This window comes from Flavobacterium xanthum, assembly GCF_900142695.1.
Classification (GTDB): Bacteria; Bacteroidota; Bacteroidia; order Flavobacteriales; family Flavobacteriaceae; genus Flavobacterium; species Flavobacterium xanthum.
The window spans coordinates 19,728-35,561 of sequence record NZ_FRBU01000001.1 but is presented as its reverse complement, the minus strand read 5'-3'; the positions used below and the strand labels follow the sequence as shown (position 1 = coordinate 35,561).

Genomic DNA, 15,834 nt, shown 5'->3' with positions numbered 1-15,834 from the left:
TAAATAAATAAACATAAATTCAATTTAATGAAAAATAAACACTAAGTTTATATACTACAATTCCTATTTTGCACGTTATCATTAAAAAAACTTTTTGCTTATGATTTAATTGTACCTAACCACTAAATCCAAACATTATGTCAAAATTAAGCATTTACGAAACCGGCTGGATTAATCTTGTTTTCCAAGACAGAAACAAAGAATACGGAGCGTATCAGTTGCGTCAAGAAAGTACAAAAACGGCATTGACCTCCCTTTTTATGGGTGTTCTATTTTTATTTAGTGCTTTAAGCATTCCCATAATTATTACTTATTTTAATCCCAATCGAACACCCCCAATTGACATTCCTGATTTTACCAACACTATAGTGCAACTTACTGACATAATTCCAAACCAGCTTGAACCAAAAAAGGCCTTGCTAGAGATAAAAACTAAAAATGTTGCGGTGCCAATCAAAAGCGCCCAACTGGTTAATCCGGTAATCGTTCAAGCTTCACAAGCCAATCAAGACATTGCAAAAAACACCGACAATACTACCATAACAAATACAACTTCAGAAGGAACAGGTACTATTGGCATCAATCCCGCTTCTCCTTCAGGAGTCGAAACAACAACCACGATAGATACAGGGAATGCGATCATCAACAGCGTTTCTCTAGATAAACTTCCTGAATTCCCTGGCGGAATTAATAAGTTTTATACGTATGTAGGTAATAATTTTGAAAAAAAAGAAATAGAAGGCAGTGGATCAATTCGGGTTTATGTTTCTTTTGTAATCGAAAGAGATGGCAGCATGAGTGACATTCAAGTCAAAAGAGATCCTGGTTATGGACTAGGGGAAGAAGCAGTTCGCGTATTGAAATCATTGCGAACAAAGTGGTCACCTGGTATGATTGACGGTAAAGCCGTGCGAACCGCCTACAACCTTCCCATTACAGTGCAGATGAATTAAAAAACAGAAAAAGCTCCAATTTAAATTGGAGCTTTTTTCACCTATTTTTTTATCTTTAAAAACATTCCCTTACACCTACAAAAAGTTCTCACATAGCCCTGATTGAGCTGGTATCCTCGAAGCAGCGCGCAGAGATAAAGGCGAAAGCAGGGCAACTTATTTCTTAAGATTCCTAAATATTCTGCTCCTAAGACTTCTGCTGTGATTCCTTCAAATAAACGGCTAAACCAATACTAAAATAAACTACATTCCTTATCTTTGCAGCTTCAAAATATGATATATGGAAACTGTTTTAGAAAATACTTTACCTATAGGCAAACCAAAGTGGTTAAAGGTAAAACTCCCAATTGGCCAAAAATACACCGAGCTTCGCAGTTTGGTTGATAAATATAGTTTGAACACGATTTGCACTTCAGGAAGTTGCCCAAATATGGGTGAATGCTGGGGTGAAGGAACGGCTACATTTATGATTTTAGGAAATGTGTGTACCCGCTCTTGTGGCTTTTGCGGAGTAAAAACCGGAAGACCCGAAACCGTAGACTGGGATGAACCAGAAAAAGTGGCGCGTTCTATAAAAATTATGAATATTAAACACGCTGTGGTTACAAGCGTTGACAGAGATGATTTGAAAGATGGTGGTTCTATTATTTGGATTGAAACCGTGAAAGCCATCCGCAGAATGAACCCAAACACAACTTTAGAAACCTTAATTCCGGATTTTCAAGGTATCGAAAGAAACATTGACCGCATTGTAGAAGCAAATCCAGAGGTAGTTTCACACAATGTAGAAACGGTTCGCAGACTGACTCGCGAAGTCCGTATTCAAGCAAAATATGACCGAAGTCTGGAAGTACTGCGCTACTTGAAAGAAAAAGGGATCAAAAGAACCAAATCTGGTATTATGCTGGGACTTGGAGAACAAGAAGAGGAAGTGTATCAAACCATGAGAGATTTACGTGCAGTACACGTTGATATCGTTACAATAGGACAATATTTGCAACCCAGTAAAAAACACTTGCCGGTAAAAGAATTCATAACTCCAGAGCAATTTGCAAAATACGAACAATTTGGTTTGGAATTAGGTTTCCGACATGTCGAAAGCGGACCTTTAGTTCGTTCTTCTTACAAAGCTCAAAAACATATTTTATAAATAACCTCTTGGTTTATTTGTTTAATCGGTTAATCAAATAAGCTTTGCCTACAAAATAAAGAACTTGAAAATAAGAATTGCCATAAATGGTTTTGGAAGAATTGGAAGAAATTTATTCCGCTTGCTTTTAAACCATCCATCCATAGAAGTAGTTGCCATCAATGATATTGCTGATAAAAAAACAATGGCACATCTAGTAAAATACGACAGCATACACGGTGTTTTACCATTTGCTGTTAGCGCTGATGAAAAAGGGATTTTGCTAGACGGACAACATTATTTGTTTTTTCACGAAAAAAGGATTTCTAACCTCGATTGGAAAAGCTTAAACATTGATTATGTAATTGAATCTACCGGGAAATACAAAACTTTTGAAGAACTGAATTCCCATATTATAGCTGGCGCTAAAAAAGTAATACTCTCCGCACCTTCAGAAGTGGATACTATAAAAACAGTAGTTATAGGTGTAAATGATTCCGTTCTTGACGGTTCTGAAACTATTATCTCCAATGCCAGTTGCACGACCAATAATGCAGCACCCATGATTAAGGTTATCAATGAACTTTGTGGCATAGAACAAGCATATATTACCACAATACACTCCTATACAACAGACCAGAGCTTGCACGACCAGCCTCATAAAGATTTACGTCGCGCTAGAGGTGCCAGTCAATCTATTGTTCCTACCACAACTGGAGCAGCGAAAGCATTGACAAAAATATTTCCTGAGTTTGAAGGTAAGATTGGTGGCTGCGGTATTAGAGTACCGGTTCCAGATGGTTCTTTAACCGATATCACGTTTAACGTGAAACTCGCTGTGACTATTGAAGAAATAAATGCGGCCTTTAAAATAGCCGCAAAAACTACTTTAAAAGGCATTTTAGATTACACTGAAGATCCTATTGTGTCTGTAGATGTAATTGGCAATAAAAATTCATGTATATTTGATGCTCAGCTAACTTCAGTCATCGACAAAATGGTTAAAGTAGTTGGATGGTATGATAATGAGATTGGGTATTCCTCTCGAATAATTGATTTAATACTTTTGACAAGCATGAAAAATAACCAATAAAAAAATCAGTAACAAATGAAATTGCTTTTCGTTTATGTACTCTTTTTAAATACACTGCTGTATTCTCAACCTAGTGAGGATGCAGATAGTACCTCTTATTATAATAGTTTGAGTCATTCTCATGTTCAAAACAACAACTACAAAGAGGCATTGTCAAATACCCAAAAAGCAATACAATATGCTAAAAAAAACAACAACATTAAAGATCAGGCAGTTGAGAACTACAACCTAGGAAAATTGTATTACGACTTAAGAAAATATAACGATGCAATTGAATATTTTCTAAAAAGTAGTTCGCTTATCGCGATGCAAGAACCTGCAGTTATCCAAGCGGACCTCTATTACAATCTTGGCTTTTGCTACATGGCAAAAGAAAATTTCGACAGAGCTGCCATGTACTTTCAGAAATCTAAATCTATATATACGGCACTAAATATCCCCGATGTTGCTGAATTGTTTCAACTTCAAAAAGGATTAATTTACAAAGGTAAAAACAAATTAGATCTCGCTTTAACGGTTTTCAAGACGATAATTGCAATCCCTACTACTCCTGCTTTATCAGATACCAAAACAGAAGCCTTGTACCAAACCGGTAGTATTGAAGCACTAAAAAACAGAAATAATTTAGCTTTAAACTATCTTGATAAAGCGCTTGAATTAAATGCTAAATCGGAGAATCTTGAACAGAAATCTAACATATTGCTTGCCTTGAGTAATGTTCACGAAAAAATATTAGATAAAAACAATGCCTACTCTTATTTAAAACAACATCTCAATCTAAAAGAGCGCCTTGCCATCATCAATAATGAAAGACTGGGAATAGACGATTATACAAAATTCAAGGAATCAGAACGGTTAAAAGAAATTGTTCAAACCAATAATGAAACTAAAGAACAGGAAAGAGCTAGTAAGTTCTCTAAACTCATTAGTATTCTTGCTATTGCGTTGATCTCTATTTTATCCTTATTAAGTTTGTCATTGTACAAAAATAACATCATCCGAAATCAGTCCAATTTGCTGTTAAAGGAGAAAAATAAGGAATTAGAAATTGCAAAAGACAAAGCCGAAAAGGCGTCAAAAGCAAGATCTGAATTTCTATCGACCGTAAGTCACGAACTTCGTACCCCCTTGAATGCTATCAATGGAATTACGCATTTACTATTAGAAGAAAATCCCAAGAAAACACAAATGGACTATTTGTTTTCGCTAAAATTTTCAGGCGATTACTTGACCAAATTTATAAATGAGATTTTAGAAATCAATAAAATTGAATCCCACAGTATTGAAATTGAACACACTAACTTCAACCTAAAACAACTTTTAGTTGGAATTCAAAACTCCTTAAAAGAATTAGCTTTAGTAAATAACAACAATTTCACTTTAAATGTCGATGCTGCGATTCCTGACTATTTGATAGGTGATCCAACAAAATTGTCACAAATTATATTAAATTTAATTAATAACGCCCTGAAATTTACTAAAAATGGTGACGTTACAGTAACCGCAAATCTCCATGTTTTAGAGGACACAGCGGCAACATTATATTTTGAAATAACAGATACTGGAATTGGGATTCCTGAAGACAAACTGACCAGCGTGTTTGATAGTTTCTCACAAGGTTCGATTGAAGTCAATCGAAAATACGGCGGAACAGGCTTAGGACTGACCATTGTAAAGAAATTAATTAAAATCCTAGGTGGACGAATTGAATTAAAAAGCATCGTTGGACAAGGTTCCTCCTTTTCTTTTAAATTAGCCTTTAAAATAAGTGAACTTCCTGTAGAATTTACAACAACCAAAAAAATTGATTACGATTCTAAATTAGTAAACAAAAAAATATTATTGGTTGAGGATAATAAAATCAATCAAATGATCACAAAAAAAATGCTTCATAATAAGCAAATCATTTGTGAAGTAATTGATAATGGTGAAGATGCAATAGACTTAGTACGTAAAAATAAATTTGATTTGGTACTGATGGACGTTCACTTACCCGGGATTAACGGAACAATCGCTACAGAATTAATCAGGGCTTTTGATGCTGCTACACCTATTATCGCGCTTACCGCGATCTCGCTTCATGAAAACCGCGACATGCTATTATCATTTGGTATGAACGATGTTATCACTAAACCGTTCATACCAGAAGAATTTTACACAACAATTGCGGAATACATTTAGAGATTAATACTGTAAGATTAATTCTTTAATAAGACTTCTCACTTTTGGCTCTGCTGCTTTTGCGGCTTCTAATACCTCTTCATGGGAAATCGTCCCAATACTTTCTTCGTTACCCATATCAGTAATTACTGAAATACCAAAAGTTTCCAAATCCATGTGACGCGCCACAATAACTTCTGGAACTGTTGACATTCCAACGCAATCTGCACCCAAAATTTTCACCATTTTATACTCCGCCAAAGTTTCAAAAGTGGGTCCTTGTAAGCCTAAATAAATTCCCTCATGAACTTCTATTTCTAATTCCTTTGCCAATTCAGTGGCTTTCGCGATCATTTTTCTCGAATATGGTTCGCTCATATTTACAAATCGAGGTCCAAAACGTTCGTCATTTTTCCCTCGTAAAGGATGTTCTGGCGTCATATTGATATGATCCGTAATCATGACAATAGAACCCACTTTATAACTTGGATTCACTCCCCCTGAAGCATTTGACACTACTAATTTAGTAACCCCTAAAAACTTCATTACTCGCACTGGAAATGTAACTTCGGTCATCGAATAGCCTTCGTAGAAATGAAAACGGCCTTGCATGGCAACCACTTTCTTGTCTCCTATTGTTCCAAAAACCAATGCGCCTTTATGACCTTGCACTGTTGACACTGGAAAATTTGGGATTTCATTATACGGTAACGTATATTCTACTTTCATTTCATCCGTAAAACTTCCTAATCCTGAACCTAAAATCACGCCATATTCTGGCGTAAAATTGATTTTTTCGTTAATATAACTAACTGTTTCTTGTACTTGTTCCCACATAATCTAAAATTGTTTTATTAAAATTTTCACTTCCCGAAAGGAAAGAACTTTGTATTGGTAAATAAAAAAGTTGTTCGCTTGGCAAACTTCCTTTTAAACGTACATAATCTTTTTCGGTAGTGATAATAATGTTGTTTTGCGCTAAATTTTTAATTTCTAATAGGTCTTTATCGGTAAAATGATGATGATCTGGAAAAGACAAACAGACATCATTTGAGTTTTGTAAATAGGAAAAAAACGGTTCTGGTTTTGCAATTCCTGCTACCAATACCTTAGCCCCTGAATGAATTTCATTTACATTTATTTTTCGGTTTTCTCCATAAATATAATCATCGTAAGCTATAAAAGTAAAGTACAATTCCTGATTTACACCAACTTTTAACCTCTTTTTAATTTTATGCTGTTCGTCAAGCGAAAGATTGAAAGGACATTTGGTGACAATAATAATATTTGCTCTTTTAGCTCCATCCCTACTTTCGCGTAAATTTCCTGTTGGCAACATAAAATCATCAGAATACAAATCGCCGTACGAAGTGAGCAAAATATAAAGTCCTGCTTTTACTTTTCGATGTTGAAAAGCATCGTCAAGCAAGATAATTTCTGGTTTTTCAGGGAGTGTTAGTAATTGTTCAATTCCGTTTTTTCTGTGGGCATCAACTGCAACTTGAATCGACGGGAATTTTTGAAAAAATTGAAAAGGTTCGTCACCAAGAATTTTTGCGTCTGTACCGGCTTGAGCCAAAATAAAACCTTCAGATTGTCTTTTATAACCTCTGCTTAAAGTGGCAATTTTATATGTATCCGAAAGCAACCGAATCAAATATTCGATTTGGGGTGTTTTTCCAGTTCCACCAACGCTGAGATTGCCAACAGCAATTATTGGCAAATTAAAAGAGTATGATTTTAAAATACCTTTATCGAAAAGAAAATTTCGAATACTCGTTATGAGACCATATAAAATGGCAAACGGAAAGAGTATTTTTCGGAGTAAATTCATAATTATTTATCAGAATAATGACCCATTGCTGAGATGACATCAACAACAACCAAATCATCATTTACTGTATAAATTAACCGATCCTTTGGGTTAATTTGTCTTGACCAAAAACCGGTTAAATTTTCCTTTAATGCTTCTGGTTTGCCAACGCCCGTATATGGCGTTTCTGAAAGTTCTTGTAATATTATTCCAATTTTTTTAATACTGGCCTGATTTCCAGACTTAAAATATTTCGCGATTTGCGTTTTTGCAAGCTCGGTTATTTCAACCCTAAACTTCCCCATATATCATTTGGATCTACCACTGTTCTTTTTTTACTTTTTTGTGCTTTTTTTATCATTGCAACAAACTCAGGATTGTAAATTTCCGATTTTTTTTCAGAAGTCTTGTTTGGTCTAGTTGCTATTATTTCAATTCCTTTTGAATCCTTAACCAAAACATTTGTCATTTCCAGAAATGCTTTTCCTGCTTTGGTACGCTCGTTGATTTTTAAAGTTATAGTAGTCATAGCTATTGATATTGAATTACAAATATACAAAAATCGTTCTATTTTAATTTACTTAAAAACTAGCTCGTTAGAAACTGTATTTTTGAAGGTAAATTCATTTTAAGAAAGGATGATGTTTTATTTCAAAGTTGATTTGTTTATTCGTTAATTTGTTTATTGAAAAAACCAAAATTAAGCGACAAAAATCTGATGTTCATGAAAATCAAAGAAATAATTTCCGTTTTAGAAGAAATGGCGCCACTCGCCTATGCCGAAGATTTTGACAATGTGGGTTTACTGGTTGGAGATCAAGATGTGGAAGCTACCGGAATATTGGTTTGTCATGATGCATTAGAAAATATAATTGACGAAGCGATTACAAAAAACTGCAATCTGGTGGTTTGTTTTCATCCGATATTATTTTCTGGTTTGAAAAAAATTACGGGGAAAAACTACGTGGAACGTGCCATAATCAAAGCTATAAAAAACGATGTTGCCATTTACGCCGTTCACACCGCTTTAGACAATCATCAAGAAGGCGTCAATAAAATATTCAGCGATGCATTGGGATTGATAAATACTAAAATCCTTATTCCGAAGCAAAACTTTATTCGGAAATTGGTGACTTTTACCATTCCTGAAAATGCCGAAGAAGTGCGAAATGCACTATTTGATGCTGGTGCAGGAAATATTGGCAACTATGAAAACTGCAGTTTTAATTCAAAAGGAATTGGAACCTACATGGGAAATGAACACAGCAATCCGCAAATTGGCGAGCGATTTGAGTTTGTGCAAGGAGACGAAATAAAAATCGAAGTCACTTTCGAAAAACATTTGGAAAACAAAATCCTGAAAGCATTATTCAAAAGCCACGCGTATGAGGAAGTAGCGTATGAGATTTATGAGTTGCAAAATCAGCATCAGAATATTGGTTTGGGCATGATTGGCGAATTGAAAAATCCCATGAGTGAAAAAGAGTTCCTTCTTTTTGCTAAAGAAAAAATGCAATGTGGCGGAATTCGACATTCCAACTTTATTGGAAAGGAAATTAAAAAAGTAGCCGTTCTTGGTGGAGCTGGAAGTTTTGCTATAAAAAATGCGATTCAGGCTGGAGCTGATGCTTATTTGACTGCCGATTTGAAATACCATCAGTTTTATGAAGCCGAAAATAAACTTTTATTGGCCGATATTGGACATTTTGAGAGCGAACGCTATACAAAAAATTATATTGTAGAGTATCTTCGAAAAAAAATCCTTAATTTTGCAGTTATTTTATCAGAAGAAAATTCAAATCCAGTTAAGTACTTATAGAATATGGCGAATACGAAAGAATTAAGTGTTGAGGACAAGTTAAGAGCAATTTACGATTTACAACTAATTGACTCTAGAATTGACGAAATCAGAAACGTAAGAGGTGAACTTCCTTTAGAAGTAGAGGATTTAGAAGATGAAGTGGCTGGTTTAAGCACACGTTCAGAAAAATTGAAAGGAGAACTTGAAGTTATCGAGGATCTTATCAAATCTAAAAAGAATGCAATTGATGAGCATAAAGAAGCTATCAAAAAATATACTAAGCAACAAGAAACTGTTCGTAACAACAGAGAATTTAATTCGTTGACAAAGGAGATTGAATTTCAAGAATTAGAAATTCAGTTGTCTGAAAAGCAAATTAAAGAAATGAAAGCTTCTATCGAACACAAGAAAGAAGTAATTTCGAGCTCTAAAGAAAGATTAGAAGCAAAATCGAATCACTTAAAGCACAAAAAATCTGAGTTAGACGCTATCATGGCTGAAACTGCTAAAGAAGAAGCATTCTTGTCTGAGAAATCAGCTGAATTCCAAACTTTAATTGAAGAAAGATTGTTGAAAGCTTACACTAGAATTAGAACAAGTGTTCGCAATGGTTTAGCAGTAGTTTCTATTGAAAGAGGAGCGTCGGCAGGATCATTTTTCACTATTCCACCACAAACACAAGTAGAAATAGCTTCTAGAAAGAAAATCATTACTGATGAACATTCCGGAAGAATATTAGTTGACAGCACCTTAGCTGATGAAGAAAAAGAGAAAATGGAACAATTGTTTTCTAAATTCTAATTACATTTAAGTCCCGACACACATCGGGACTTTTTTTTATGAAAAAAATAGTATTTTTTATATTCACTAAGTCCATTGGATTGTACATAAACGTCTTGAGCTTTATCCTTCCAAAGAAAGCATCAAAACTGGCGTATTCCTTTTTTAGCCAACCTAGAGAAGGTAAATTATCTAAAAAGAAACTTCCTAAAATCCTTTTAGAAGCACAATCTGAAACGTTCCAAGTGGAAAAAGATTCTTTTCATACCTATACTTGGAAAGGAAATGACACTGTTATTCTTTTGGTTCATGGATGGGAAAGCAATGCTTCTCGATGGAAAAAACTACTCCCGTATCTAAAAAAATCAGGCAGTACCATTATTGCCATAGACGGTCCAGCTCATGGATTATCTAGTGGAAAAGAATTTAATATACCCCAATACGCCGCTTTTATCCATATCGCTGTTGAAAAATTCAAACCAAAATATCTCATCGGTCACTCTATTGGTGGAAAGACTTGTCTGTATTACCAATCCGTGTATCAAAATGACACGTTACAAAAAATGGTGATTTTGGGATCTCCAAGCGATTTCAACATCATCTTAAACAATTACATCCGCTTGTTAAGTTTGAATTCTAAAATTTTAAAATCTTTAGAAGCGCATTACCTGACTACTTTTCAACTTAATTTAGAACAATTTTCTGGTAAAATATTTGCGTCAAAACTAAACATCAGAGGATTAATTGCGCACGATATTGATGACACGGTCGTTTTATTTGAGGAAGGAAAAAAAATAGCGAGTACTTGGAAAAATGCTGTTTTTATAGAGACCAAAGGTTTAGGACACAGCATGCATGGGGCGGAATTATACAAAAAAGTCTCCCGTTTCTTATTTGACTAATTTTAAAAAAACTATTTCGCAAAGATTCACAAAGGAAACACGAAGCTTCACGAAGAATTTTATAATTTTTTCAAAAAAAAAACTTTGATCATCTTTGTGTAACAATACTTTTCAAATCAATTTTAAATAGTATCTAATTATCAAATTCATTACTTTTGCAGTATGGAAGAAAATCTAAAACGCCTCAATAAATTCATAGGAGAAACTGGGTATTGCTCCCGCCGTGAAGCTGATAAAATCATTGAAGAAGGTCGCGTGACCATCAATGGAGTTATTCCGGAATTAGGCACAAAAGTTTCACCGAATGACGAAGTGCGTATTGATGGAAAATTAATTCGAGAGAAAAGAGAGAAATCTATTTATTTAGCTTTTAATAAACCTGTTGGAATTGAATGTACAACCAATTTAGAAGTTCGCGGCAATATTGTAGATTATATTAATTATCCAACACGCATTTTCCCTATTGGCCGTTTAGACAAAGCATCTGAGGGGTTGATTTTTATGACTAATGACGGCGATATTGTCAACAAAATTCTTCGTGCGAGAAACAACCACGAAAAAGAATATACGGTAACGGTCAACAAATTAATCACCGATCGTTTTATCGAAAAAATGAGTAATGGTGTTCCAATTTTAGACACGGTTACCCGAAAATGTAAGGTAGAAAAAATAAGTTCTACGACATTTAAAATCATCTTGACACAAGGTTTAAACCGTCAAATTCGTAGAATGTGTGAGTATTTGGGTTATGATGTTATTGCCTTGAAACGCATCCGAATTATCAATATATCACTTGATATTCCTGTTGGAAGATTCCGAGATTTGACTGATGCAGAAATCAAAGAATTAAACGAATTGATAGAACCTTCCAGCAAAACCGAAGAAGCGAGTTTACCCAAAACGGAAGCGCCAAAAAGAAGAACCGAATTCATAAAAAGAGATGATCCAAGGTTTAAAGGACGAGGAGATTATTAACTATAAAATACCGCAAAACACTCATTTCAAATAGAAATGCATACTTTTATTTATTTTGTTGAGGTTTTGACCGTTCTATATCAATATGATGGTCTAAAGAACTGCGTTTCACGTTTTATAGAATCAAAACCATCTCTTTCTTTTGAATAAAAACACACCAAAAGCAGATAATAAAACAGATACAGAAATAACAATCCATATTCCATAGCGATTATCTTGTAAATCATTAGGCACATTCATTCCGTACAAACTGGCAATCAAGGTTGGAATCATCAGAATAATCGAAATCGAAGTCATCTGTTTCATGATCGTATTCATATTATTAGAAATCACTGAAGCATACGCATCCATAGTTCCCGTTAAGATGTCACTATAAATATTAGTAGTTTCTTGTGCCTGACGCAATTCAATTTCAACATCTTCTAATAAATCCAGATCAAAATGCTCTTTTTGTGACTTTATATTCTTGATTCGGTGTAATAAAATATCATTCCCCTTCAAAGAAGTCATGAAGAATACCAAACATTTTTCTATTTGAAGCAACGCTTGTAACTCTTCATTTTTAATTGACTTTTCGAGATTATCCTCGGCTAATTTTATTTTTTGGTTGACTTGTTTTAAGTATTTCAAAAACCAAACGCTGGAGGATAATAGCAGTTTCAACACTAAATCAAAATTGTCTTTAATGTTGATATTTTTGCGTTTCGTATAGGTTACAAAGTCAGTAAGCATTTCCGTTTGATGAAAAGTGATAGTGATGCAAATCGCTCCTTTAAATACAACTCCAACGGGTATAGTATGAAAAGGTAGTTTAATAATATTACTTTTTACAGGAATTCGCATGATGATCAAAGTCCAACCATTTTCAATTTCTATCCGTGGTCTTTCATCAATATCTTCGATGTCATTATAAAATGCTTCTGGAATTTGTAATTCGTCGAGTAAATATTTCTTTTCTGCTGCGGTAGGACATTCTATATTGATCCAGCAGTTTGGCGTCCATTCCGTAATGGCAGTTAATCCGTTATTGTTTTTGTAAAAAGCTCTCATTTCAAAATTCCATAGGTTTATTTATAGCCTCTTGAAAATAGTTCAAGTGCTACATTAGTTCAACATTTCCGAATAATAATCGTCCATTTTAAAGGTCTTTTTTTTAAGTGGTTCAAAAGTATTCTTTAAATTCCGTTTCAGCATCAATTATCAGAATTTTATGCGTATTTTAAGATAAAAAAAGCCTTAAACGTACATTTAAGGCTTTTAATTAACACTATGTTTCTCTTTATTTATTTCTTTTCATTTCTCTAGCTAAAAGCGTATTTTTCAATAACATTGCAATAGTCATAGGTCCTACTCCACCCGGAACCGGAGTAATAAACGATGATTTTTTACTTACATTCTCAAAATCAACATCACCAGTAATAACATATCCTTTTTCGTTTGTTTCATCAAGAACACGAGTAATACCTACGTCAATCACGACAACACCCTCCTTCACCATATTTGCTTTCAGGTAATTTGGAACACCCAAAGCCGTAATAATGATATCCGCTTGAATGGTAATTTCTTCAATATTTTTAGTGTAACTGTGTGTTAAAGTAACTGTTGAATTTCCAGGAAAACCCTTTCTACCCATCAAAATACTCATTGGTCTTCCCACGATATGGCTACGACCAATCACAACGGTATGTTTCCCTTTGGTTTCTACACCGTATCTTTCTAACAATTCTAAAATTCCAAAAGGTGTCGCTGGAATAAAAGTAGTCATGTCTAATGCCATTTTTCCAAAATTCTCAGGATGAAATCCATCGACATCTTTACTTGGATCAACCGCCATCAACACTTTCTGCTCATCAATTTGTTCTGGAAGCGGCAATTGAACGATAAATCCATCAATTTCATCATTCTCATTTAGTTCCTTAATCTTCTTTAGTAATTCAACTTCAGTAGTGGTACTTGGCATTTTTACTAAAGTAGATTCAAAACCCACTCTTTCACAGGCTTTTACTTTACTTCCTACATAGGTTAAACTTGCTCCATCATTTCCAACAATCAGAGCTGCTAAATGAGGTACTTTCTCCCCATTGTCTTTCATTTTTTGTACTTCTACAGCAATTTCACTTTTAATCTCTTCCGCTGTTTTTTTTCCGTCTAGTAGTTGCATTGTTATTTGGTTTAATATATTAAAGCAAAAAGTCTCAAAATCATTACGACTTTAAGACTTTCTACTTTTGACTCATTTTATCTCATTCCTGGCATTCCGCCTTTCATGCCGCCCATCATTTTCATTAGGTTTTTTCCCCCTGGTCCTTGCATCATTTTCATCATCTTGCTCATTTGGTCAAACTGCTTCATCAATTGGTTGACCTGCTCGATTTTGGTCCCCGAACCTTTAGCTATTCTGGCTTTTCTTTTGACATCAATTAAAGCCGGCTTGCTTCTTTCAATTGGCGTCATCGAATGAATGATTGCTTCAATATGTTTGAATGCATCGTCTTCGATCTCCACATCTTTCATGGCTTTGGAAGCACCTGGTATCATTCCAACCAAGTCTTTCATATTTCCCATCTTTTTTACTTGCTGGATTTGAGAAAGAAAATCATCAAAGCCGAATTCGTTTTTGGCAATTTTCTTTTGGATTTTTCTGGCTTCTTCTTCGTCAAATTGCTCTTGCGCTCTTTCTACCAAAGACACAACGTCTCCCATTCCCAAAATTCTTTCGGCCATACGAATGGGATAGAACACATCAATCGCGTCCATCTTTTCTCCTGTACCTACAAATTTAATTGGTTTATTAACAACCGATTTAATCGAAATCGCAGCTCCACCACGTGTATCACCATCTAATTTGGTTAAGATAACCCCGTCAAAATTTAATCTTTCGTTAAAGGTTTTTGCTGTATTTACAGCATCTTGACCTGTCATTGCATCCACAACAAATAATGTTTCTTGCGGCTGTATGGCTTTGTGAACGCGTTCAATTTCATCCATCATTTCCGCATCAACTGCTAAACGACCGGCTGTATCGACAATTACAACATTAAACCCATTTGCTTTCGCATGTTTGATCGCATTTTGAGCAATTTCAACAGGATTTTTATTTTCTGGTTCAGAATATACCTCAACTCCTATCGAATCCCCAACTACATACAATTGTTGAATTGCTGCTGGTCTGTAGATATCACAAGCCACCAATAATGGTTTTTTATTCTTTTTTGTAAGAAGATAATTTGCCAATTTTCCAGAGAAAGTAGTTTTACCTGATCCTTGCAAACCTGCCATCAAAATAACCGTTGGATTTCCAGAAAGATTGATTCCAGCAACATCACCCCCCATTAATTCCGTAAGCTCGTCTTTGACTAACTTCACTAACAATTGTCCCGGTTGTAGGGTTGTCAATACATCCTGCCCAATTGCTTTTTCTTTTACTTTGGTAGTAAAATCTTTCGCAATTTTGAAGTTGACATCGGCGTCAAGTAAGGCTCTACGGACTTCTTTCAGCGTTTCGGCTACATTTACTTCGGTGATTTTTCCGTGACCTTTAAGTATGTGAAAGGCTTTGTCTAGTTTATCGCTTAAATTATCGAACATAGTAATGATTTATTTTGAAATGCAAATTTAAGCATTTGATTTTGAAGTTGTATTCATAATATTATAAAAAAACAGTCTTTTTTCAGACTGTTTTGTAGTTGTATTTGGCGATAAAGCACAAATTATTCTAACTTTTTTCAAAAGTTAAATATTTAGTTTCTCCAGCGCTACTCTCTGTGGTTCTCAATCGGAGCTGCGTGGGAGTTATTTCAAAAACATGCCAATCCTCTGAAAGCCCAGCTCCATTTGGATTCAAAAAAGCAATGGTAAATTCAATATCGTTATGCGGATTATCATCCATTTTATTAGATTTGATAACAGACCATTTTCCACTGTAATCTAAACTTGTAGATTGAGCGGTTAAGACATCATTTAGCCCAAAAGTAAAATTATATCCAGAAAAAGAATTTAATTTATTGGTTTTGCTATCGAAAAAATAAGTGATTTTCCAAGTTCCTTGATTCAAAGTACTGCGTATTGCGTCGGGAATTTTATCAACTGTACTTGTAACAACGACCTCATCTGCACAACAAGTTCCGGCAATATTCAATAAAAGTATAAAAAACAGGACTGGGAAAAACAATATTTTTTTCATAATATATCAGTAATTAGTTTTAAAATTACTAAATATTGTATTGAT

At 34.5% G+C, this 15,834-nt stretch carries 16 protein-coding genes; 8 read left to right on the top strand and 8 right to left on the bottom strand.

Annotated elements, in window-relative coordinates; all coding sequences use genetic code 11:
* Positions 1–137: 137 nt before the first annotated feature.
* The 4 genes from BUC11_RS00150 to BUC11_RS00135 all read left to right on the top strand — a co-directional run bounded on the left by BUC11_RS00150 (position 138) and on the right by BUC11_RS00135 (position 5,356).
* A complete protein-coding gene (locus tag BUC11_RS00150; RefSeq protein WP_073350670.1) occupies positions 138–953 on the top strand; it encodes an energy transducer TonB in 816 nt (271 codons plus the stop codon).
* Between the two features lie 280 nt (positions 954–1,233).
* Positions 1,234–2,103 (top strand): lipoyl synthase, encoded by an 870-nt coding sequence (lipA, locus tag BUC11_RS00145; protein ID WP_073350668.1) that lies wholly within the window; start codon positions 1,234–1,236, stop codon positions 2,101–2,103.
* A gap of 64 nt (positions 2,104–2,167) precedes the next feature.
* Positions 2,168–3,175, top strand: coding sequence for a type I glyceraldehyde-3-phosphate dehydrogenase (gene gap / locus BUC11_RS00140; protein WP_073350664.1), 1,008 nt, complete (start codon positions 2,168–2,170; stop codon positions 3,173–3,175).
* Positions 3,176–3,190: 15 nt separating this feature from the next.
* A complete protein-coding gene (locus BUC11_RS00135; RefSeq protein WP_073350662.1) occupies positions 3,191–5,356 on the top strand; it encodes a tetratricopeptide repeat-containing hybrid sensor histidine kinase/response regulator in 2,166 nt (721 codons plus the stop codon).
* A gap of 3 nt (positions 5,357–5,359) precedes the next feature.
* On the opposite strand, the gene BUC11_RS00130 is transcribed toward BUC11_RS00135, so the two are convergent.
* The 4 genes from BUC11_RS00130 to BUC11_RS00115 are packed head-to-tail and all read right to left on the bottom strand — an operon-like array spanning position 5,360 to position 7,677.
* Positions 5,360–6,172 carry a purine-nucleoside phosphorylase gene (locus BUC11_RS00130; RefSeq protein WP_073350660.1) on the bottom strand — a complete coding sequence of 271 codons (813 nt, stop codon included), beginning with the start codon at positions 6,170–6,172 and terminating at the stop codon, positions 5,360–5,362.
* Positions 6,144–7,169, bottom strand: a complete 1,026-nt coding sequence (gene lpxK / locus BUC11_RS00125; RefSeq protein WP_073350658.1) for a tetraacyldisaccharide 4'-kinase — start codon at positions 7,167–7,169, stop codon at positions 6,144–6,146. The genes BUC11_RS00130 and lpxK overlap by 29 nt, the downstream gene beginning before the upstream one ends.
* 2 nt (positions 7,170–7,171) lie before the next feature.
* Positions 7,172–7,453 carry a Txe/YoeB family addiction module toxin gene (locus BUC11_RS00120; protein ID WP_073350656.1) on the bottom strand — a complete coding sequence of 94 codons (282 nt, stop codon included), beginning with the start codon at positions 7,451–7,453 and terminating at the stop codon, positions 7,172–7,174.
* A complete protein-coding gene (locus BUC11_RS00115; protein WP_073350655.1) occupies positions 7,429–7,677 on the bottom strand; it encodes a DUF2683 family protein in 249 nt (82 codons plus the stop codon). Before BUC11_RS00115 ends, BUC11_RS00120 begins: the two co-directional genes overlap by 25 nt.
* A 195-nt stretch (positions 7,678–7,872) precedes the next feature.
* On the opposite strand from BUC11_RS00115, the gene BUC11_RS00110 reads away from it, so the two are divergent.
* The 4 genes from BUC11_RS00110 to rluF all read left to right on the top strand — a co-directional run bounded on the left by BUC11_RS00110 (position 7,873) and on the right by rluF (position 11,606).
* Complete coding sequence (locus tag BUC11_RS00110) at positions 7,873–8,967, top strand: Nif3-like dinuclear metal center hexameric protein (RefSeq protein WP_073351035.1); 1,095 nt, start codon at positions 7,873–7,875, stop codon at positions 8,965–8,967.
* A gap of 3 nt (positions 8,968–8,970) precedes the next feature.
* Positions 8,971–9,750, top strand: coding sequence for a zinc ribbon domain-containing protein (locus BUC11_RS00105; RefSeq protein WP_073350651.1), 780 nt, complete (start codon positions 8,971–8,973; stop codon positions 9,748–9,750).
* A gap of 38 nt (positions 9,751–9,788) precedes the next feature.
* Positions 9,789–10,631: an alpha/beta fold hydrolase gene (locus BUC11_RS00100; RefSeq protein ID WP_073350649.1), complete on the top strand. Its 843-nt coding sequence runs from the start codon at positions 9,789–9,791 to the stop codon at positions 10,629–10,631.
* Positions 10,632–10,793: 162 nt separating this feature from the next.
* The gene (rluF, locus tag BUC11_RS00095; protein ID WP_073350647.1) at positions 10,794–11,606 is read left to right on the top strand and encodes a 23S rRNA pseudouridine(2604) synthase RluF; all 813 of its coding nucleotides are present in this window, start codon (positions 10,794–10,796) and stop codon (positions 11,604–11,606) included.
* A gap of 123 nt (positions 11,607–11,729) precedes the next feature.
* Here the strand turns inward: rluF and BUC11_RS00090 are convergent, their stop codons facing one another.
* The 4 genes from BUC11_RS00090 to BUC11_RS00075 all read right to left on the bottom strand — a co-directional run bounded on the left by BUC11_RS00090 (position 11,730) and on the right by BUC11_RS00075 (position 15,789).
* Positions 11,730–12,656 (bottom strand): magnesium transporter CorA family protein, encoded by a 927-nt coding sequence (locus BUC11_RS00090; RefSeq protein WP_073350646.1) that lies wholly within the window; start codon positions 12,654–12,656, stop codon positions 11,730–11,732.
* A gap of 229 nt (positions 12,657–12,885) precedes the next feature.
* A complete protein-coding gene (locus tag BUC11_RS00085) occupies positions 12,886–13,767 on the bottom strand; it encodes a bifunctional 5,10-methylenetetrahydrofolate dehydrogenase/5,10-methenyltetrahydrofolate cyclohydrolase (protein WP_073350644.1) in 882 nt (293 codons plus the stop codon).
* Positions 13,768–13,844: 77 nt separating this feature from the next.
* The gene (gene ffh, locus BUC11_RS00080) at positions 13,845–15,194 is read right to left on the bottom strand and encodes a signal recognition particle protein (RefSeq protein ID WP_066082116.1); all 1,350 of its coding nucleotides are present in this window, start codon (positions 15,192–15,194) and stop codon (positions 13,845–13,847) included.
* Positions 15,195–15,321: 127 nt separating this feature from the next.
* Complete coding sequence (locus tag BUC11_RS00075) at positions 15,322–15,789, bottom strand: hypothetical protein (RefSeq protein ID WP_084129452.1); 468 nt, start codon at positions 15,787–15,789, stop codon at positions 15,322–15,324.
* Positions 15,790–15,834 lie beyond the last annotated feature (45 nt).

Bases quoted from the DNA above. Each gene is read 5' to 3' on its own strand.
- BUC11_RS00120 (WP_073350656.1), bottom strand. From the start codon at position 7,453: ATGGGGAAGTTTAGGGTTGAAATAACCGAGCTTGCAAAAACGCAAATC.
- ffh (WP_066082116.1), bottom strand. From the start codon at position 15,194: ATGTTCGATAATTTAAGCGATAAACTAGACAAAGCCTTTCACATACTT.
- BUC11_RS00100 (WP_073350649.1), top strand. From the start codon at position 9,789: ATGAAAAAAATAGTATTTTTTATATTCACTAAGTCCATTGGATTGTAC.
- rluF (WP_073350647.1), top strand. From the start codon at position 10,794: ATGGAAGAAAATCTAAAACGCCTCAATAAATTCATAGGAGAAACTGGG.
- BUC11_RS00135 (WP_073350662.1), top strand. From the start codon at position 3,191: ATGAAATTGCTTTTCGTTTATGTACTCTTTTTAAATACACTGCTGTAT.
- lpxK (WP_073350658.1), bottom strand. From the start codon at position 7,169: ATGAATTTACTCCGAAAAATACTCTTTCCGTTTGCCATTTTATATGGT.
- BUC11_RS00110 (WP_073351035.1), top strand. From the start codon at position 7,873: ATGAAAATCAAAGAAATAATTTCCGTTTTAGAAGAAATGGCGCCACTC.
- BUC11_RS00130 (WP_073350660.1), bottom strand. From the start codon at position 6,172: ATGTGGGAACAAGTACAAGAAACAGTTAGTTATATTAACGAAAAAATC.
- BUC11_RS00105 (WP_073350651.1), top strand. From the start codon at position 8,971: ATGGCGAATACGAAAGAATTAAGTGTTGAGGACAAGTTAAGAGCAATT.
- BUC11_RS00075 (WP_084129452.1), bottom strand. From the start codon at position 15,789: ATGAAAAAAATATTGTTTTTCCCAGTCCTGTTTTTTATACTTTTATTG.
- BUC11_RS00150 (WP_073350670.1), top strand. From the start codon at position 138: ATGTCAAAATTAAGCATTTACGAAACCGGCTGGATTAATCTTGTTTTC.
- lipA (WP_073350668.1), top strand. From the start codon at position 1,234: ATGGAAACTGTTTTAGAAAATACTTTACCTATAGGCAAACCAAAGTGG.
- BUC11_RS00090 (WP_073350646.1), bottom strand. From the start codon at position 12,656: ATGAGAGCTTTTTACAAAAACAATAACGGATTAACTGCCATTACGGAA.
- BUC11_RS00115 (WP_073350655.1), bottom strand. From the start codon at position 7,677: ATGACTACTATAACTTTAAAAATCAACGAGCGTACCAAAGCAGGAAAA.
- BUC11_RS00085 (WP_073350644.1), bottom strand. From the start codon at position 13,767: ATGCAACTACTAGACGGAAAAAAAACAGCGGAAGAGATTAAAAGTGAA.